Here is a 20,204-nt window from a genome sequence, read left to right as displayed (position 1 = left end):
CGACTGAAAAGCAACCGCAATTCAGTTCGGCATGACGACCTTGGGCCGTGGGATGCGGCGTTCCGCAGCTTTTGCGGACTTGGCGACCTTGGTGCTTCCGCCAAACAGGGCGAAATCGACCGAGCGCTCGCCCTGGGTCAGGACCAGCCGGCGCGGCTCGATCCGCTCGACTTTCCAGCCGCTGACGTCGTCGCCAGTCCGCACCCGCACCACCTTGTCACTGGCGCCCGATGCGCGGATGGCGGCGCGGCCGTCACCATCCTCGCTGACGATACCGAGCACCACCACGGTCGGCGGCGGTGGAGGTGGTGGCGGCGGTTCCTGCCGCGCCACCGGCGCAACCGGTTTCGGCGGCGGCCGGCGCGCCGGCGTGAACAACGGCTTGTCCTTGGTCGCGCTCAGCTGCTGCAACGGCTGCAGCCCGACCGGATTGCCCGCTGCGGCCTCGGTGCTCGCCGGCGTCTCCGCCGCGTGCACCGATGGCACGCTCAGGCAGAGCAGAACGACCATCAACATTTGCAATGCGATCGACATGCGCCCGCCGTCCAAGCGTCCTGCTGCACGAACGTCGACTGATCGTCATCGCTGCGTGCCACAATCTCATTGCGCCAGACGCGTGCGCGTTGCAAGCCTCCTCGTCGCGCGCGATGCAAAATGCCGCGCGCCGCAACGTGTATGCGTCAAATCTGTGAAGACGAATCACAGCCCGGCATTGTCGCCATGCGCGGCGTGCCGCGACGGTTGTTACGACGACGTCATCGAAGCCGCACACAGTCCGCGCGGTGCGGTGGACGGCGTGTCGACGCTGCGGCCTGCATCGACACCAAAGACCATCGAGACGAAACACTTCCGAGACGAAACACTTCGCTGTCAAACACGTGGCGTCATGCGTTCGAGTTGCATCCCTGCCGGCCTCGCGCCGCTGCTGCGCGGCGGCCTGTTCCTGGTCCTCGATTGCATCTTGGCGTGCAGCACGGGCGCGGGTCAGGCGCTGGCCGCGTGCGAGCTGCATTCGCGCGGCGGTGTGATCACACGCGTGGTGCAGATCGAGCTCGACAATGTGCATCTGCGCCGCGACACCCCGAACGTTCCCTCCGATCTCGAGCAGATGCCGCACCTGCGCGACTTCCTCGCGCGCGAAGGGATGATCGGCAGCAATCACCAGATCTCGCCGCTGGCGCAGACGGCACCCGACGCCCTCACCATCCTGACGGGCCTGTACGGCGACCGCATGGGCGTGCCGATCGGTGACAGCAGCGCCGTATTCCGCAGCGATGGCAGCGTCGGCTTCGCCAGTGCCTTCGCCTATTGGGCCGCCGATGGCGCCGACGGCAAGCCGCTGATGCTGGCCGACACCGGCAAGACCGTGCCCGCCCCCTGGGTGCCGTTCACCAGCACGGGCTGCGACGTCGGCGCGTTCGCGATCACGGGCCTGACGCTGCAAGGCAACGCAGACATCGCCGCGACGCTCGGCGCCGCCGAGGCACGCGCCGCGACCGCCGATCCGCTCAAAGCCCGCACGGATCTGTTCGGCATCGCCATCCACTGCGCACGCGGCAGTCCGCTGTGCAGCAACGCCCATGCACGGCCCGATCTGTTGCCGGACGAGCCCGGCGGCTATGCCGGCTACAGCGCGCTGTTCGGCAACCGCAATGTGCAGCCCGTGATCTCATCGGCCGGCCCGGTGAAGGATCTCATCGGCAACCCCATCGACGACGCGGCTGGCCGCGCGGGCTTTCCCGGCATCGATGCGGCCACGGCCGCGCAGTCGCTCGGTTACGCGGCTGCGATGCTGGAGGCCGGCGTGCCGGTGGTCTATGTCGGGATCGGCAACGCGCATCGACCGCCCGCTGCTGCGGCCCGCAAGCGCGCCTTCGGCCCCGGCGAGCGCGCCCATGTCGCAAGGCTCGCGGCCGACGACGCGGCGTTCAAGCGCTTCATCGACCGGCTCGCTGCCAACGGCATCACCACACGCAACACTTTGTTTGTCGTCGTGCCCACCGGCAACGACCGCTTCGTCGGGGGACCGCCGAGCCCGCAAGCCTGTGACGGGCTCACCATGCCCTGCAGCTACGGACCGGTCGGCGCGATCGACACTGCGATCGATCGGTTGCTCGCGACCGAGCGCCGCAATGTCACCGCGTTCGACGTCCAGGCCGGCAACGCGCCGCCATTCTACATCCGCGGCAATCCGCAATCCGCCGATCCGCTGACGCGGACGCTGGCGCAGGACATCGGCAAGCTCAGTGCCCTCAACCCGGTGACCGGGAAGAGCGACCGGCTGACGTCGATGCTTGCGGACCGTGCGCAGCTGCAGCTGATGCACATGGTCACGGCAAGCCCCGCGCGCACGCCCCATGTCGTGATGTTCGGCGATCCCGATTACCTGATCCGAACCTCGGCCAGCCGCGCCGATTGCGCGGCGCCGCCGGCCTGCGTCGCTGATAATCCCGATATCGTTTGGCTGCGCGGCGACATTGCCCAGCTGCTCGGTGGCAGCTGGTTCGGCATCGCCGGCCCCGGCGTCGCGCGGCGCGGCGAGACCGCCGACATCGTCTCCAGTCATGCCGACCTGCGCCCCACTTTGCTGGCGCTGCTGGGACTGACCGACCGTTATGTCCATGACGGGACCGTGCTGGTGGATGCGCTCGCGCCAAGCGCGCTGCCGGCGGAACTCGCAAGCGACCCGGACAGCTACAGCGCGCTGGCGCACGCACTGAAGACGCTCAATGAGCCGCTCGGGCAGCTCGCCCGCAACAGCCTTGCTCTCGCGACCCAGGCCATCAAGGGCGGCGACGCCGGCTATGAGCGCTATCTCGACAGCATCGGCACCATCACCTCGAGGCGCGACGCATTGGCGCGCGAGATCGACGCGCAGCTCGATGGCGCAGCCTTCGCGCACCGGCCGATCAACCCGGCCTATGCCCACGCGCTGATCGGCCGCGCCGAAGCGCTGGTCAACGAGGTGGAAAATATCGCCGGCAGCAGCCTGACGCCTGCCGATCGTCGCTGGAAGGCGGCGAACGATGCGCGTTGACGAGAGGGTCGCCGTTGGCAGCGCCGCGTCCCGGCGAAGAGAAGGGAGAATGGTCGTGCAGCTTCTCGAAGGTTACCGTCGTCCGCGCGCAGCGTCGCGGGGCGTCGCGGCCGCCACATGGCTGACGCTCGCCGGCTTGCTCGGCGGCTGCATGATGGACAAGGCCATCGACCTGCCCGGTCGCGACCAGGTCACCGACCCGATCCGCGACGCCGACCTGCGCGCGCACTGGAACGGCCCGTCTGGCGGCGCGCCCGGTGCGACGGCATCCTCGTCCCGTGCGGCGCAGCCGATGGTGTTTCCCGGCGCCGACCAGGATGTCGCGCCGGGCTCGACCCAGCGCGACGCCGGCACCGCGACCGCAACGCGGGTCGCGACCGCAGCCGACAGCGATGTCATGGCCGAGAGCGGCGGCGTCGAGCTGAACTTCGAGAACGCCGATCTCGCGACGGTGGTGAAGTCCGTGATCGGTGACAGCCTCGGGCTGAACTACGTGATCGATCCGCGCGTCCAGGGCACCATCACGCTGGCCTCGACGCAACCGATCCCACGCAAGGACGTGCTGCCGATCTTCGAGAACACACTGCGGGTGCTGAATGCGGCGGTGCTGCGCGAAGGCAGCCTGATCCGTATCGTGCCGATGCCGGAAGCCGCGGGCGCCGGCACCGCAAGCATCGGCGCGGGACAACCGGGTTACGGCGTCTCGATCGTGCCGTTGCGCTTCGTGTCCGCCGCGGCGATCGCCAAGACGGCGGAGAACTTCCTGTCGCGGCCTGGCGCCGTGCGCGTCGATCAGGCGCGCAACGTGCTGCTGATCCAGGGCACCGCCTCCGAGCGCCAGGCGGCCGTCGGCGTCATCGGCGAGCTCGACGTCGAGTGGCTGCGCAACCAGTCGGTCGGGCTCTACCCGCTGAAATCGACCGCGCCCGAGACCATGATCCGCGAGCTCGACAAGGTCTTCGACACCGCCGATGGCGGCCAGGGTCAGGGCGTGATCAAGTTCCAGCCGGTGACCCGGATGAACGCGGTGCTGGCGGTGAGCAAGAACAGCAAGGTGCTGGAACGCGCCACCCAATGGGTGCGGCGGCTGGACCGCTCCGATCCCACCGGCACCACGGTGCGGGTCTACAGCCTGCGCTTCGGCAACGCGCGCAACATCGCACGCATCCTCAACGAGATGTTCGTCGGCCGCTCCTCGCAGTCGGGCAGTGACAGCCAGACCAGCCCGACAACGCCCGGTCAGAACGGAGCGACGTCGCGGCTCGACTCGCTCGGCAGCGGCACGCTCACCAACAACAATAACAACAACACCAGTCCAGGCACGACCAGTTCAGGCAGCACCACCGACACCTCGGGCAGCGCCAACAAGACCCAGGTTGGATTTGGCGACCGCAAGGACGACGACCAGGACACGGCGGGATCCGGCCAAGCCAATCTCGGCAACCTGCCGCGCGGCGTGTTCCAGAATGTCCGCATCACCGCCGACAAGTCGACCAACTCGATCATGGTCTATTCCAACCAGGAAGATTACCTGGTGATCGAGCGCGCGCTGGAGCAGCTCGACCGGCCGCGGCTGCAGGTCGCGGTCGACGCGATGGTCGCCGAGGTGACGCTGACCGACGCGCTGCAGTTTGGCGTGCAGGCTTACCTGACCAGCGCCAACGCCGGCGCCGGCCAGGACAAGGGATCGGTCGGCCTGTTTTCCGCCGCGCAGACCGCGACGCAGACCGCCCTGCTCTCGCGCGTGCTGCCCGGCTTCAACGCCGTGCTTGGCGCCGAGGCCAATCCCAAGCTGGTGCTGAACGCGCTGTCCACCCTGACCACCGTCAAGGTGCTCTCGGCCCCGTCGCTGGTGGTCGCCGACAACGAGCCGGCAATCCTCGAAGTCGGTGACCAGGTGCCGATCTCGACCGGCAGCACGGTCACCGGGCTCAACGTGACGAGCAGCATCAGCCGGCAGAACACCGGCATCATCCTGAAGGTGCTGCCGCATGTGCATCCGAACGGATCGGTCGAGCTCGAGATCGAGCAGGAGGTCTCCAACGTCGTCAATCCCGCCGGTGCCAGCGCGCAGAACCTGACGCCGACGATCTCGCAGCGGCGCATCCACTCGACGGTCGCCACCAGCAGCGGCCAGACCGTGCTGCTGGGCGGCCTGATCAAGGAGGACGACGAGCGGACGGTGTCGGGGCTGCCCGGCCTCAACGAGATCAAATATCTCGGCGACCTGCTCAGCCAGAAGAGCGACAGCAAGACCCGCTCGGAGATCATCGTCTTCGTCACCACCAAGATCGTGCGGAATCCGCACGACGCCCAGGTCGTCGCCGAGGAGTTCCGCGAGCGCCTCGACAGCATGCGACGGGCCCCGACGATCGTTGAGGCACCGGCGGCGGCTACGCCACCCGCCGCGCGCAAGTGAGACGGGCGGATGCGCCGATGACGATGCTGTCATCCATGCTGAGGCTGCTGGGAGCGGCCATGGTCAGCACGACCGCGACCGCGGCCGATTTGAAGAGCGTGACGCTCAAGGGCGACGTCACCATCATCGCGCTCAGCGGCGACGTCGCCGAAGGCGACGCCGAGGCGGCCGAGGCGCTGATCAAGGCGGCCAACGACCACGACCGCCTGATCTCCGCCGTGCGCCTCGATTCACCGGGCGGCAGCCTTGCCGAGGCGGTGCAGCTTGCCAATCTGATCCACCGGGCCAAGCTGCCGACCATCGTCGCGGCCGGATCGCGTTGCGCCTCGGCCTGCTTCATCGTGTTCGCGGCGGGAAACGAGAAGTTCGCAAGCTTCGACGCCGCGATCGGGGTTCACGGCGTGTCCGACAAATTCGGCCACGAAACCGCGCAGACCAGCGAGGCGACCATCGCCATGGCCCGCATCGTCAGCAGGTTCGGCGTTCCACCGCGCATCATCGCACAGATGGTGACGACGCACGCCCACGACATCGCGTGGCTTACGCCTGACGATTTGCGCGCCATGGGCGCGATCATGACCGATCGACCGGGACGCCGCGCCCCGCCGGCAGCACCCGACGATCGCTGGCTTGCCGGGCTCGACGCCCAATCGGACTCGAACACGGCGACGCCGCCGCAGACCGATCAACGATCGCCGGCGGACGCCGGCAAACCCTCGTTGCACCCACAAAGAAAATAGCGGACAGCGCGGCGCCGTGCCGCGCGCCATCATTCGTTGCTGGCGCTGGCGTTACTGGTCAGCTTGTCGAGGGAGATGTCCTGCGCAGTCCCGCTGCCGCCCTCCTGGCCATCCGAACCAAGGGAGACGATATCGTAGGGACCGTGTTCGCCGGGTGCCCGGTAGATATAAGGATGGCTCCACGGATCATTCGGAACGACGCCGCCCTTGAGGTAAGGGCCATTCCAGCTGCTTACGCCCGAGGTCCGCTGCACCAGCGCCGCAAGCCCTTCCGAGCTCGACGGGTAGCGGCCGGCATCGAGGCTGAAGAGGTCGAGCGCGCTCGCGAAGCTCTGCATCTGGATCCGGGCGGCCTTGACCTTCGACTCGCTGAGGTAGCTCAGCACGCGCGGACCGACCAATCCCATGATCAGGCCGATGATGGCGATGACGACGAGCATTTCGACGAGCGTGAAGCCCTGCTCGCCGTGCCGCGTCCCGTTCGGAACGACACGCTTGGAAAGAGCGATGGAGCCTTGCTTTGACATCACTATTCCATCCAATGAGTTCCAAGCCACCGCACGCGCGGTGCCGCTAACAGCGCCTGAACAATAGTCCTCAACGCCCGGACGACAATTGGATTATTTTGATTTCTTTTCTGCGCAATCACGGCTGCTCAGCGGTCTGTATAAGATAGGCCCGCGTCACCATCCGTTGGTCCTCAATGAACCTGCCTCACGACGGCGGACGTTTCATCGTGGTCACCTCGAGATGATCCGTGCTGCCCGTCCAACAGCCAACGACTGCGTCGAGCGTGGTGACGCGCGGCTAGCTCAATCGGTCAGAAGCGTTGCCGTTCAGGACAGTTCGGCCAGCCCGTTGAACCGGCAACGGATTTGCGCACGGGGAAACGATGCATTCGAGTTGCAGGTCACGCGTCAGCCAAGGCATAGTCGTCGGCATCTCACGGTGATGCACCAACGACGGACCAAGCGGAGCGAGCCATGGACGCGCCCCCGAGCAAGGAAGATCAAACTGTGTCCGAGATGCCGAATGCCGGAGAGATGCCGAAAGAGCCGCCTGCGCATTCCGCGGCGCGCACGCCCTCCATCATCGTCGGCACCATCGCCGCCGGCGTCATCGCGCTTTCCGTGTTCTATCTGCTGCGGCCCCAGCCGCTGCTGGTGCAGGGCGAAGTCGACGCGACGCGGCTGGATATCGCCGCGCGTGTTGATGGCCGGGTCAAGAACATCCCGGTCGAGCGCGGTCAGAATGTCGCCGCAGGCGCCGTGCTGGTGCAGATCGACAATCCCGAGACCCTCGCCAAGCTCGACCAGATGAAAGCGGCAACGGCGGTTGCCACTGCCCAGCTCGCCAATGTCATGGTCGGAACGCGGGTCGAGACCATTGCCGCGCGCAAGGCGGAGATGCAGCGCGCGGAGGCCGCGCAGGTGCTGGCGCAGAAGACCTATGACCGCACCAAGACATTGACCGAGCAAGGCAATGCGCCGCAAGCGCGGCTCGACCAGACCACCGATGCGCTGCACGAGAGCGAGCGCGGGCTCGACCAGGCCAAATCGGCCTATGAGCAGGCGGTCAACGGCTACACCAAGGAAGAACGCGCCATCGCCAAGGCCAATGTGGAGAAGGCCGAAGCGGACATCCAGAGCGTCCAATCGGTCATCGACCAGCTCGCGGTCTATGCCCCCGTCGCCGCGCAGGTCTACCAGCGCAATGTCGAACCGGGCGAATATGTCTCGCCGGGCGTGCCGCTGGTGACCCTGATCGATCTCGGCGATCTCTGGGTGCACTTCGATCTGCGCGAGGACCTGGTCAAGGGCCTGAAGGTCGGCGACAAGTTCGACGTCCGGATTCCCGCGCTCGACGACCGCCGCGTCACGGTCGAGGTCAGACTGATCGCGACCAAGGGCGAATATGCCAGCTGGCGCGCCACGCGTGCCACCGGCGATTTCGATTTGCGGACGTTCTCGATCCGCGCCTACCCGGTGCAGCCGGTGCCGGAGCTGCGGCCGGGCATGAGCGCCTATCTCGACTGGCGGTCGCGACAATGAACCTGGGATCGCAGCCGGGATTCTGGCGGGTCGCGCTGCGCGAATGCCGCTGGCTGTTGCGCGATCGGGTCGCGCTGCTGCTGATCTTCGGCGTGCCGCTGTTTGCGTTCGTGGTGCTGACGACCGTGTTCAGCCACCCGGTGATCAGGGGGCTCGGCGTCACCGTCGTCGACGAGGACAAATCGGATGCCTCGCGCGCGCTGACGCAATATGTCGCGGCGTCTCCGAGCCTGAAGATCGTCGACGGCACCGGAACGCTGACGACCGCCGTGCAGGATATCCGGTCCGGCAAATCGATCTCGGCGGTCTACATCCCGCCGGATTTCGAACGCGACCTCAAGGCCAGCCGCAGGCCGCAGGTCGTCGGCTTCTATAACCAGCAATATCTGACGGCGGCGGGCATTGCATCGTCGGGCCTCAGCGATGCGTTGACCGCAGCGGCCAACGTGGCCGCACCGGCCAAGCGCGCAGCACCGGCACCAAGCGCGATCGGGACGTTGACCACGGAGACGATCGCGCTGGTCAATCCGCAAAAGAACTACGCCCAGTTCCTGCTGCGCGCGCTGCTGCCGACCATCATCCATGTCGTGATCACGCTGGCCGCGGGCTATTCGGTCGGTTCCGAATTCCGTCGGCGCAATGCGCGGGAGTGGCTGGAAAGCGCCGGCGGCGATCCGGTTGCCGCGCTGGCCGGCAAGCTTGCGCCGCTGTTCTGCCTGTTCGTGCTGATCATGCTGGCCGAACCGCTGGTGCTGGAGGGCCTGCTGCAAGTGCCCTTCAGGGGCGACGTGCCGCTGATGATCGCGGCCGGCTGCCTGCTGATCGTCGCCTACCTCTCGCTGGGCGCGTTGCTGCAACTCCTGGTCCGCGATCTCGCATCGGGGCTCGGACTGGCCGGCCTGATCGCCTCTCCTGCCTTCGGCTATGCCGGCGTCGGCTTCCCCACCGTCGGCATGAACACCTTTGCCCAGGTCTGGGGTTCGATCCTGCCGCTGCGCTGGTACATGGCCGTCCTGCTCGGCCAAGCGGCACGAGGATTGCCGGTCTCGGAGTCGGCTGCTCCCTTTGCCGCGCTGGCGGGCCTTGCTTTGCTGTTTGCTGGCCTTGCTCTGCTGCGCATGGCGAGCCTGATGCGCAGCGGCTGGTTTGCGACCGCGCGCGCCGCTGAGGAAACCGTCATCGACCAAACGCAGCCGGGCATTGGCGGCGCGTTCGTGGCGGAGTGGCGGCGCGTGCTCGGTGCGAAGAGCGCCTTCAGCCTGCTGATCCTGGCTCCGCTGGTCTACGGCGTCTATTATCCGCAGCCCTATCTGAACCAGATCCTGCGCAAGCTCCCCATCGCGGTCGTCGACAACGATCTGAGCGAACTCAGCCGCCGGATCGTCGAGACGCTGGACGCGAGCGGCGCGCTGAGCGTGACGGTGCGTGCCCGCACGCTGGCCGAGGCGCGCACCGCCATCGATCGCGGCGAGGCCTTTGCCGCCGTCGATATCCCCGCGAATACCGAGCGTGACGTGCTCAAGGGCATCACCGCGCACATCCCGGTCTACGCCGACGGCACCTACCTCTTCATCTTCCGCTCGACCGCAAGCGGGGTCGCGAGCGCGATCGGCACCTTGACGTCGGAGCTGGTTTCGCGCGGCGCACGCACCGACGGCAGCCTGATCAAGGCCAAGCTGGCGAGCGCGAGCCCAGCCGACGTGCTGCTGCAGCCGATCTTCAACCCGGTCGGCGGCTATGCGAGCTATGTGGTGCCGGCGGCGTTCATCCTGATCCTGCAGCAGACGCTGCTGATCGGTGCTGCGATGCTGACCGGCACGGCGCTGGCGCGCGGCCGTGGCGCGTTGTCCGGCGTGCTCGGCCGCGGCATTGCCCATCTGACCATCTATCTGCCGGCGCTTGCGCTCTACGTGATCGTGCTGCCGCGCTTCTACGGCTTCTCGACGCTCGGCCATCTGCCGCAGATCTTCGCGCTCGGAACCGTGTTCCTGCTGGCGACGAGCTTCTTGGGACAGGCGGTCGGGGCCTGGTTCACGCGACCGGAGAACGCCACCATCCTGTTGCTGGCGACCAGCCTGCCGCAATTCTTCACCGCCGGCTTCGCCTGGCCGCGCGAGGCGATCCCCGACATTGCCGTCGGGTTCGGACGGCTGTTCCCGGCGGACTCCGCGATCGACGGCCTGGTGCGCATCAACCAATTGGGCGCCAGCATCTGGGAAGTTTCGCATGACTGGCTCGCGCTGTGGTGTCTGGCGCTGGGCTATTTCGTGCTCGCCGTGATCTCGGCGATATCAGTCAGGAGAGGATCGCAACATGCGCAGAGCTAGCCGGGCCATCATGGTTGTGATCGTGCTCGCGCTGATCGCGGGCGTCGTGGTCTATGTCGAGCGCCGCCCGGATGCGCAGGTTCAGCTCTCCGGTGTCGTGCGGTCGACCGAAGTCAGGATCGAGCCGGAGGTCAACGGCCAGCTCGTTTCGATCGAGGTCGGCAAGGGCGCGCAGGTGCACGCCGGCGATGTGCTGGCCAGGCTCTCCGCGGTGGAACTGACCGCGCAGGCCGACCAGGCGCGCGCTGCGCTGGCTGCAACGGTCGCGAACCGCAACAATGTCTATGCCGGCGTTCGCCGTGAACGGGTCGACGCCTTGCAGGCAGCGATCGCCAAGGCCAATGCGCGGCTCGAATATGTCCAGCTGCAGCTCACCAGGGCCACCACGCTGGCCCGTCAGAACTTTGAAACCCAGCAGGCGCTCGACCAGGCCGTGAACGACGTTGCCGGCGCCCGCGCTGACGTGACCGCGGCCCAGGCAAACTACGATGCCGCGGCGGCAGGTCCGACCAAAGAGGAACGCGCCATCGCCGATGCGCAGGTCGGTGCTGCCGCGGCCGCCGTGGCGGTGCTCGAGCGCCGGCTCGACAAGATGGTGTTGCGCGCACCGGCCGACGGCGTCGTCAGCGTCGTCGCCGCGGAGGTCGGCGAGAACGTGCGTGCCGGCCAGCCGATCCTGATGGTCGAGGCCGCAGGCCAGCAATGGCTCTCATTCAATGTGCGCGAAGACCATCTCAACGGCCTCTCGATCGGAAGCACAGCGAGCGTCACGCGCGCCGGCGCAGCCGATGCGATCCGGGCCGTCATCACCGAATTGCAGCCGCTCGGCATCTTCGCCACCTGGCAGGCCGAGCGCGTGATCGGCGATCACGACCGCAGCACACTCCGCTTGCGCCTCGATCCGCAGGGCCAATTGGCAGGCCTGGAACCGGGCATGACGGTCTCGATCGCGCGCTAGCATGTTCCGGAGAAGTGCAAAGCATTTTTCCCTTCGCGACGAACGCGGCCGCATGTGCACGCAGACATGCTGAATTAAAAGCTAAAGCGCGACGGCGATTCAACCCGATCGGATCGCACGTCAATGGAACCGCTGCACGCGCGCGAGTTCCGTGCGTCCTATCGCCGCAGACAATTGCCTCATCAGACACAACTTAAGGTGTCAGCAACATTGCTGGCGCTAAATTGTTGGCGCCCGCAGATCAGGACCGGTAGCCGCATACGCCGCAGGCTATCGAGGAACTTGGAAGTTGGAATTCGCCTCCCCATGCACGCGCCCCTGACAAAGACGCCTGCTGCCCACCAAATCCAATCAGTGCAACAGCCGGCATGGCTGTGGCCGGCCGCGGCCACGGTGCTCGCGTTCGTCCTGGTCGCTCCGCTCTTCGTCATCGAAGTTCCACCGATCACGGACTATCCAAACCATCTCGCGCGGTTCTTCATCCTGGCGCATCCCGACGATGCCGTTCTCTCGCGGATGTATGCGCCACATTGGACGATCCTGCCCAATCTCGGCATGGACATCATCGGTTCCGCCCTGCTGCGCGTCACCGATCCACACATTGGCGGCCGGATCCTGTTGGCCTTGAGCCTGTTGGTGCCGGTGGCCGGCGCCGTGGTCTATCATCGGGTCGTGTTCGGCGGCCGTTCCTACTGGCCGCTGGCCTCGGGGCTGATCGCCTATAACGCCGCCTTCTTCATGGGCTTCATGAATTTCCTGCTCGCGCTCGGCCTGGCGCTGGCCGGCGCCGCCGCCTGGATCGCGTTGCGCAGGCGGGATCGTCCGGGATGGAAGGCGCTGGTCGGTGCGATCGCCGCGGTCGCGACCTTCTTCACCCACATCTTCGGGCTCGCATTCCTGCTCCTGCTGATCGGTGCCGACGAAGCGGCGACGCTGTGGAAGCGCTGGTCGTCCGGCGCGCTGACGCTGCGCGATGGGATGAAGGCGGCGGTCCCGCTCCTGATCGCCCTGATCCCGGCGCTCGTGCTCTACCGGCTCAGTCCATTCGGCGACGTCGACACCTCGCTTGGCGCATGGCGCGTCGTCGTCAAGCTGATGCGGCTGTTCAGCCCGTTCGCCCTGATGAGCACGCCCTTGACGATCGTGACCGGCGTCGCAGTGCTGGTCGCGCTGATCGCCATGCGCCGTCAGCTCGCGCTCGCGCCCGGGCTGCTGCTCGTCCTTGGCGTGCTGGCCATCGTCTACATCGCGGCCCCCTTGCGGATGAAGGGCGGCTCCTACATCGACATGCGAGCGGCGGTGATGATTGCACTCATGCTGTTCGCAGGCCTGCGGCCGCAGATTCCGCGGCGCGAGGCGGTGACCTTCGGCGTCGCGCTTGCAGCGTTGGTTGTGATCCGCGCCGGCTATGTCGGCGCAACCTGGATCGACACCCGCAGCGACCTCGCCGACCTGCGCGCGGCGATGGCCGGCGTCGAGCCCGGTGCGCGCGTGCTGGTCGCGACCGGTTCGACCGGCGAGATGACCTTCGCGCCGCCTGGGCGTCGGGTGCTGCCGGGGATTTATCGGCTCACCAATCACCTGCCGGCCCTGCTGCCGATCGAGCGAAAGGCGTTCTGGCCGCTCTTGTTCGCCAACCCGGCGCAGCAGCCGATCACCATCCTGCCGCCATTCGACCGGCTCTCGCATCCGCTGACCGAGCCGATCGATTGGAGCAAGCTGGCTAACGAGCCGTTCTCGGCGGAAACCCTGAAGTTCGCCCGCTATCTCGTGCAGTGGCGCGCGAACTTCGACTACGTGCTGCTGATCGATCCGCAGCCCGGATTTCAGACCATCGCCAAGCTGTCGCCGCTCTATGACGGCGATTTCGCCAAGCTCTATCGGATCGATCGCTGAATGCGACGAAGGGCCCGCGAACGTTTAACCGGATGCTTAAGCGCAGCGTAAGCATGGGCACGGCAATTTCGCGCCAGGACGGCCCGCGCCGTTCACATTAAGCTTTGCTTAGGGGGAGATTTTCTACCTTGCGCGCTCAAATTGCACCGGCTGGCCGCTGTCATGTCCCTCCTGGAAAATAGATCGATCGACCTGCCGAGCCCGCCCGCCTTGCGGATCGCACATGCGCGGCTGGCGCGGCCGCTCTACGCGATGACGCTGTTCGTGTCGGCGCTGCTGCTGTTCTCGATCCAGCCGATGTTCGCCAAACTGGTGCTGCCGAAGCTCGGCGGCGCGCCTGCGGTGTGGTCGGTCGCGATGGTGTTCTTCCAGACCGTGCTGCTCGCCGGCTACACCTACGCGCATCTGCTGTCGCGGATGTTGCCGCCGCGCTTGACCTCGATGATCCACCTCGCGTTGCTCGGCATCACTGCGGTATCGCTGCCGATCGCGATCGCGCCCGGCTGGGGAACGCCGCCCGCCGACGGCACCGCGCTCTGGCTGTTCGGCCTGTTCGCCGTCTCGATCGGCCTGCCCTTCTTCACCCTGTCGGCAAGTGCGCCGCTGCTGCAAAGCTGGTTCGCGGCCAGTCAATTCCCGAAGATCAATCCTTACGTGCTCTACGCCGCATCCAACCTCGGCTCGTTTGCGGCGCTGCTTGCCTACCCCACGATCGTCGAACCGTTCCTGACGCTCGACATGCAGGCACGGCTGTGGGCCTGCGGATTTGCCGTGCTCTGCCTGCTGATGACCGCGCTCGCGCTGCAAATCGGCCGCACCACGCCCGCGGCCGCGCCGGCGGTTCGCAGTTCCGACACCGCCAGCCCCAGTGTTCCCGAGCGGCTGCGCTGGATCGCGCTTGCGGCGGTTCCATCCGGCCTCGTCATCGCGGTGACCGCCTATCTGACCACCGACATCGCGGCGGCGCCGTTTCTCTGGGTCGTGCCGCTCGCGCTCTATCTCCTGACCTTCGTCGCGGTCTTCAGCGAGTCCCCCTGGATCAGCCATGCGACGGTGGCGCGGATCGCGCCGATCCTGGTTGCGCCGCTCGTCATCAGCATCGGCGGCGACAAGGTGTTCTGGGCCGCCGCGATGGCGCTCAATCTCGCGGCGTTCTTTGCCCTTGCCTTGCTGTGCCACGGCGAGCTCTATGCCCGCCGGCCCGAAGCTGCGCGCCTGACCGACTTCTTCCTCTGCACGTCGTTCGGCGGCCTCGTCGGCGGCATCTTCGCCGGGCTTCTCGCGCCTCATCTTTTCTCTGACAGCACCGAATATCCGATCCTGATCGCGCTCGCCGTGCTGGTCCTGCCGGGCGCGTTCGCAGGACCTTTGCGCGCATCGCTGCGCGAGATATCGGCGTGGGTCGCGCTATGCGCCGCGCTGGTCGTCGGCCGGCATCTGGTCGGCATTCAATTGCCCGACACGCTCGACCTGCCGTTCCTTGCGCTCTCGCTCGGCCTCGTGGTCGCGATGATGCTGCAGCGGCACCGGCCGCTGCGCTTCTTCGGCCTGGTCGCGGCGAGCCTGGTGCTGACGGCCTATTGGCGGCCGGGCATGGCACCGATCGAGACGGCACGCAGCTTCTTCGGCGTGCACCGGGTGGTGCAGACGGCCGACGGCACGGCGCGACTGCTCTATCACGGCAACACCATTCATGGCGCGCAGCGCCTGCACAACGCGGACGGCGCTCCGGTCACGGGAGCCCCGGAGCCTCTGACTCATTACTATCCGGGCGGGCCATTCTTCGACGGCATCGCATCGGCCCGCGCCGCGCGCGGCGGCTTCGATCGCGTCGCCGTCGTCGGTCTCGGCACCGGCTCGCTGGCCTGTCACGCCAAGGACGGCGAGCGCTGGAGCTTTTACGAGATCGACCCCGAAGTGATCCGCATCGCGCAAAACCCTGAACGTTTCGAATTCCTGTCGCGCTGCGCGCCCAACGCCACTATCGTGTCGGGCGACGCGCGCCTCACGCTTGCGGCAACGCCCGAACACTACGACCTGATCGTGCTGGACGCGTTCTCCTCCGACGCCATCCCGGTTCATCTGCTGACCCGGGAAGCCTTCGCGGGCTATCTGTCACGGCTCACGCCGCACGGCGTCATCCTGGTCCACATCTCCAACCGCCATCTCGACCTGGCGCCGGAGCTCGCCAATATCGCGGCCGCCGAGCAGCTGACGGCCTTCTTCACCAAGGACGACCGCGACGATTTCAAGACGACCTTGCGGTCCGGCGCGCGCCTCGTGATGCTGGCCCGCACCGATGCCGACGCCGGACCGATCGCGGAGACCTGGCGCCGCCTGCAACCGGATCCGTCGCGCACGGTCTGGACCGACGACTATTCCAACATCCTCGGCGAAATGCTGCGAACCAAGTTCGGCTGGTGAGCCCACCTACCCGTGATAGGCGAACAGCTCGATCGGCTCGCTGAACCCGCGCACGGCATGTTCACCGACGTGCTCGAGCTCGAACTGACCCGCGACCATGTCGGCAAAGGCGCGCGACAGCAGCACCGGCTTGCCCAGCTGCTTGGTCAGGGTCTCCAGCCGCGATGCCATGTTGACGGCCGGGCCGATCACGGTGAAGTCGAGCCGTGAGCGCGAGCCGATATTACCGTACATGACGTCGCCGACATGGACGCCGATACCGTAGCGCAGCGGCGCGCTGCCGTTCTTCCGGTTCTTCTCGTTCAACGCCGTCATCGCCCGACGCGCTTCGGTGACCGCGTGCAGCAGATTGGCGCAGGCCTTCGGCTCGTCGAGCGGAAAGATCGCGAGCAGGCCGTCGCCCATGAATTTGAGGATTTCCCCGCCATACTTCGCCACCGGCTCCGACACCGCGTCGAAATAATCGTTGAGCAGCTCGATGACGTCGTCGCGCGGCCAGTTGTCGGAGATCTTGGTGAAATCGCGGAGATCGCAGATCAGGATGGCGGCGTGCACCGTCGTGCCGCTGCCGCGCCTGGTCGCGCCGGCCAGGATCATTTCGCCGGCATGCGTGCCGACATAGGTCTCCAGCAGCGTGCGCGCCAGCCGGTTCTTCATGCGGATCTCGCTGACCAGCGCCAGGATCGGCAGCACGTTCGACAGATACGCAATATGCGCCTCGTCGAAACCGCCGGGCCGGTCGGTCGAGAACGCCACCATGTGCCGCTTGCCGAGCGTATGGTGCATCGGCCACGCCACGTAGTCGGTCAGCCCGCTCGCGCGCAACTCATCATAGACGCCATGCTTGCGCCCCTGCGCAGGATCGCGTTCGAGATTCTCGCGGATCTCGGCGACTCCGCCCTGGATCTCCTCGACCGGACTGCCGATATATTCGGCGCGCTGCCGGACATCATAGTCGACCCGGGTAATCGTGGCTTCCTGCGCGCCGTTGACCCACAGGATCCGGGCGCCGAGCCATTGCGGATGGTGAATCAGCAAATGCAGCGATGCCCGCTTGATCGGAATGCCGGCGCGCTGCAGCCGGACACACAGCTCGGCGAAGATATTGTCGACGAAGCGCTGCTCGCGGGTCTCGTTGATCAGCCAGTGCATGACGTCATCGCCGGAACGCGCCGCGGTCGGATCGATACTGGGTGGCGCGTTCATGGCTGGCTCCTCAACGGTCCGCAGGATCGACCGTAAGCCATATGTAAGCCCGGCGTTCCGGCGTCAATGGAGGGCTTGCACTTTCTCCGTGCATCCGGCAACCGGTCAGATGGGTAGGCTGCACGCCCCCCATCTACGCACTCACACCGCATTCAGCGCCTGCGCGACGTCGGCGACGAGGTCCGACGGATGCTCGATCCCGATCGACAGCCGGATCGTGGAATCGAGCACGCCGATCCGCTGGCGGATGTCCGATGGCACGCCGGAATGGGTCATCGTGGCCGGCAGGCTTGCGAGCGACTCGGTGCCGCCGAGGCTGACCGCGAGCTTGAAGATCTGCAGGGCATTGAGGAATTTTTCCGCAGCCTCGCGTCCGCCGACGATGTCGAAGGCGAAGGTCGAGCCGGCGCCGGAGCATTGCGCCGCGAACACCCGCCCCGCAGGCGACGCCGCGTCGTGGTGGGCAAGATAATGCACCTCGGCCACCTTGGGATGGTCGCGCAGGAAGTCCGCCACGACCTTGGCGTTGCGGTCGGCCTTTTCCATCCGCAGGCTCAGCGTCTCGAGCGAGCGGCTGATCATCCAGCAGGAATGCGGATCGAGCTGGGTGCCGATCGCGCCACGCAGCGCCTTGACGTCCTTCATCAGGGCCTTCGCGCCGAGCGCGGCGCCCGCGATCAGGTCGGAATGACCGCCGACATATTTGGTCAGCGAGTACAGCGAGAGGTCGGCGCCATGCTCGATCGGGCGCTGAAACACCGGCCCGAGCAGCGTATTGTCGCAGGCGATGATCGGCCGATGCCCCTGCGCCTTGCCGATCGCCTCGGCCACGCGCCTGACCAGCGCGATATCGACCAGGCCGTTGGTCGGATTGGCCGGCGTCTCGATGAAGATCATCGTCACCCGCCCTTTCTTCATCGCCGCCTCCGCCGCGGCGCGGACGACGCCCTCGTCGAGGCCGTCGGCAAAGCCGACCGCGCCGATCGAGAGCCCGGCCAGCGTCTTGGTGAACAGCGTTTCGGTGCCGCCATAGAGCGGCTGCGAATGCAGGATCACGTCGCCGGGCCGCGCGAAGGCCAGCACCGCGGTCGAGATCGCCGCCATGCCGGAGGCAAACAGCGCGCAGCTCTCGGTGCGCTCATAGATCGCGAGGCGGTCCTCGACGATCTCGCTGTTCGGATGATTGAAGCGCGAATAGACCAGCCCCGCGCCCATGCCCTCCGGCGGCTCGCGCCGGCCGGCGACGAAATCGAAGAAGTCCTTGCCGTCCTCGGCGGTCCTGAACACGAAGGTCGAGGTCAGGAACACCGGCGGCTTGACCGCGCCCTCCGACAACTGTGGATCATAGCCGTAGTTCAGCATCAGGGTTTCCGGATGCAGCGTGTGATTGCCGATGTGGGTCTTTGACGGAAACGGTTTGGCCACGGCCTGTCTCCTTCTCTGCGGGACTGTCGCAGCAGCGACATCTCCCGGAATCGTCGCCCGAAGTGTAGTCCAGCTTTGTGCTATGCGCGTAACCTGGATGGCTTCTCTTTCGGTTTCTTCCACATCCGAAACCCGCCCTCGAACGCATTGGCATTGTCGCCGAAGCGCACCTTGCGCGGCGGGTTGTCGACTTTCTCGGCATTGCCGCCGCCGAGCACGATGTAGTCGGGCTCCAGCGCAGCGAACAGGCGCTCAAGCACGTCGTCGACGTACCTGCGCCACTTCTTCCTGCCGTGCTTCTTGAGACCGGCGGCGCCGAGATAGTCTTCGAAGGTCTTGCCGTTGCGATATGGCAGATGGCCGAGCTCCATCGGCTCGAAAACACCGTCGACGATCATTGCGGAGCCGAGCCCGGTGCCGAGGCCGAGGAACAGCATCCGGCCGCCCTGATAGCTGCCGATCGCCTGCATCAGCGCATCGTTGACCACCTTGGTCGGGCGACCGAACGCCCGCTGGAAATTGAAGCCGGCCCAGCCGCGGCCGAGATTATAGGGTTCGCGCAGCGGCCGGTTATGCACGACAGGCCCGGGATAGCCGGCCGAAATCATGTCGTAGTGCCAATCCCTGGTGAGCGCCTTGACCTTGCGCACCATGTCCTTTGCGGACAGGTCGGGGCCGGACTCGAATTCACGCTTGATCCGCTCACGATCGGTCATGACCTTGACGTGGGTACCGCCGATATCGATCACGAGCACCGTTCGCCGCGCCGTGCGCTTCTTTGCTTTCTTCGCCATGGGGGAAGAATAGCACAAGACACGCCTGTAGGGCGGATTAGCCGAAGGCGTCATCCGCCAATTCCAGAAAACGGCGGGTCACGCTTGCGATGACCCGCCCTGTCGCTTGGCGACTACCAGTCGCGATCGACGTTGCGTACCGCACCGGTCTGGGAGTCGATATAGACCTCCATCCAGCGGCCGCGGCCGTCGCGGCCTTCGATGTCCCATTCGTCGCCGAGGAATTGGGTATGGGACACGCTCACAAGGCCGAGGCTGGTCGCGACATCGAGCGCCGATTCCATCGACATCTGGTCACCGGAATCATAGGCCATCGCAGGTGTCGCCGCGCCGAGCGCGAGAACCGCAAGGACGGGAAGAACGAATTTACGCATCAAGTTGCTCCTCTGGAACGGATTGCGCCGTGTGCCTCGTAGAACGAGCGCAGCGGCGATCAGTTCCGAGCAACTGCCATCACGAACCGGCGCGAAACTCCGCCACTTGCGGCGATTTGGTGGCAGTTCCCGCCGCAGTTTTGTTCCCCATCCGACTCCATTTCGTTCGCAAAGAACGAATCGGAATCGAGCAAATCAGCGCGCAGCGAATCTTAACAACAGGTTTGCTGCGCGTATCGTTCGAAGCGAACTCAGCAGATCATCGGATTGTCGCCGTGGTCGCAGACGCCGCCGGGCACATTGCGCGACGGCACGCTGAACTCTCCGGCCGATGGTGCCGGTATGCGGGCATTGCTGTCGATTGATGGTCCCTGCTGCGAGAGACCGTGACCGCCTCGCCATCCGCCATATCGGGTGGTGAGCGAAGCCTCAGCCATCGCCGATGTCGTGAGCATGGCAATTGCGAGCAGTGCCGCGGACAGGCATTTGATCGGTGTCATCGAATTTCTCCGTGCTGGATTCAGCTCGCCAGCCGGATCGCCGCGGCTGAATT

At 66.2% G+C, this 20,204-nt stretch carries 15 protein-coding genes; 8 read left to right on the top strand and 7 right to left on the bottom strand.

Annotated features, from left to right (window positions below):
- Positions 1 to 21 precede the first annotated feature (21 nt).
- Positions 22 to 516 (bottom strand): hypothetical protein, encoded by a 495-nt coding sequence (locus tag IC762_RS16510; RefSeq protein WP_195789819.1) that lies wholly within the window; start codon positions 514 to 516, stop codon positions 22 to 24.
- 100 nt (positions 517 to 616) lie between these two features.
- Between IC762_RS16510 and IC762_RS16505 the strand changes: the two genes are divergently transcribed.
- The 3 genes from IC762_RS16505 to IC762_RS16495 are packed head-to-tail and all read left to right on the top strand — an operon-like array spanning position 617 to position 6,196.
- Complete coding sequence (locus IC762_RS16505; RefSeq protein ID WP_195789818.1) at positions 617 to 3,037, top strand: hypothetical protein; 2,421 nt, start codon at positions 617 to 619, stop codon at positions 3,035 to 3,037.
- A gap of 55 nt (positions 3,038 to 3,092) precedes the next feature.
- Positions 3,093 to 5,456 (top strand): type II secretion system secretin GspD, encoded by a 2,364-nt coding sequence (gene gspD / locus IC762_RS16500; RefSeq protein ID WP_246801592.1) that lies wholly within the window; start codon positions 3,093 to 3,095, stop codon positions 5,454 to 5,456.
- Between the two features lie 59 nt (positions 5,457 to 5,515).
- Positions 5,516 to 6,196, top strand: a complete 681-nt coding sequence (locus IC762_RS16495; RefSeq protein WP_195789816.1) for an ATP-dependent Clp protease proteolytic subunit — start codon at positions 5,516 to 5,518, stop codon at positions 6,194 to 6,196.
- Between the two features lie 29 nt (positions 6,197 to 6,225).
- Here the strand turns inward: IC762_RS16495 and gspG are convergent, their stop codons facing one another.
- Entirely contained in the window at positions 6,226 to 6,723 is a 498-nt protein-coding gene (gspG, locus tag IC762_RS16490) for a type II secretion system major pseudopilin GspG (RefSeq protein WP_195789815.1), read from the bottom strand.
- Between the two features lie 456 nt (positions 6,724 to 7,179).
- On the opposite strand from gspG, the gene IC762_RS16485 reads away from it, so the two are divergent.
- The 5 genes from IC762_RS16485 to IC762_RS16465 all read left to right on the top strand — a co-directional run bounded on the left by IC762_RS16485 (position 7,180) and on the right by IC762_RS16465 (position 15,852).
- Entirely contained in the window at positions 7,180 to 8,247 is a 1,068-nt protein-coding gene (locus tag IC762_RS16485; protein ID WP_195789814.1) for an HlyD family secretion protein, read from the top strand.
- A complete protein-coding gene (locus IC762_RS16480; RefSeq protein ID WP_195789813.1) occupies positions 8,244 to 10,574 on the top strand; it encodes an ABC transporter permease in 2,331 nt (776 codons plus the stop codon). The genes IC762_RS16485 and IC762_RS16480 overlap by 4 nt, the downstream gene beginning before the upstream one ends.
- Complete coding sequence (locus IC762_RS16475) at positions 10,561 to 11,532, top strand: HlyD family secretion protein (RefSeq protein WP_246801591.1); 972 nt, start codon at positions 10,561 to 10,563, stop codon at positions 11,530 to 11,532. The genes IC762_RS16480 and IC762_RS16475 overlap by 14 nt, the downstream gene beginning before the upstream one ends.
- A gap of 354 nt (positions 11,533 to 11,886) precedes the next feature.
- A complete protein-coding gene (locus IC762_RS16470; protein WP_246801589.1) occupies positions 11,887 to 13,428 on the top strand; it encodes a hypothetical protein in 1,542 nt (513 codons plus the stop codon).
- Between the two features lie 162 nt (positions 13,429 to 13,590).
- Positions 13,591 to 15,852: a fused MFS/spermidine synthase gene (locus IC762_RS16465; RefSeq protein ID WP_195789812.1), complete on the top strand. Its 2,262-nt coding sequence runs from the start codon at positions 13,591 to 13,593 to the stop codon at positions 15,850 to 15,852.
- Positions 15,853 to 15,858: 6 nt separating this feature from the next.
- Here the strand turns inward: IC762_RS16465 and IC762_RS16460 are convergent, their stop codons facing one another.
- The 5 genes from IC762_RS16460 to IC762_RS16440 form a co-directional block, all read right to left on the bottom strand.
- A complete protein-coding gene (locus tag IC762_RS16460; RefSeq protein ID WP_195789811.1) occupies positions 15,859 to 17,058 on the bottom strand; it encodes an adenylate/guanylate cyclase domain-containing protein in 1,200 nt (399 codons plus the stop codon).
- Between the two features lie 141 nt (positions 17,059 to 17,199).
- Entirely contained in the window at positions 17,200 to 18,483 is a 1,284-nt protein-coding gene (locus tag IC762_RS16455) for a cystathionine gamma-synthase family protein (protein WP_195789810.1), read from the bottom strand.
- 80 nt (positions 18,484 to 18,563) lie between these two features.
- Positions 18,564 to 19,277, bottom strand: coding sequence for an ROK family protein (locus IC762_RS16450; RefSeq protein ID WP_195789809.1), 714 nt, complete (start codon positions 19,275 to 19,277; stop codon positions 18,564 to 18,566).
- A gap of 113 nt (positions 19,278 to 19,390) precedes the next feature.
- A complete protein-coding gene (locus IC762_RS16445) occupies positions 19,391 to 19,651 on the bottom strand; it encodes a PepSY domain-containing protein (protein WP_195789808.1) in 261 nt (86 codons plus the stop codon).
- Positions 19,652 to 19,902: 251 nt separating this feature from the next.
- On the bottom strand, positions 19,903 to 20,151 hold the full coding sequence (locus tag IC762_RS16440) for a hypothetical protein (RefSeq protein ID WP_195789807.1): 249 nt from the start codon (positions 20,149 to 20,151) through the stop codon (positions 19,903 to 19,905).
- Positions 20,152 to 20,204: the final 53 nt, after the last annotated feature.

This window comes from Bradyrhizobium genosp. L (assembly GCF_015624485.1).
Taxonomy (GTDB): domain Bacteria; phylum Pseudomonadota; class Alphaproteobacteria; order Rhizobiales; family Xanthobacteraceae; genus Bradyrhizobium.
This window is presented reverse-complemented; position numbering and strand designations above follow the sequence as displayed.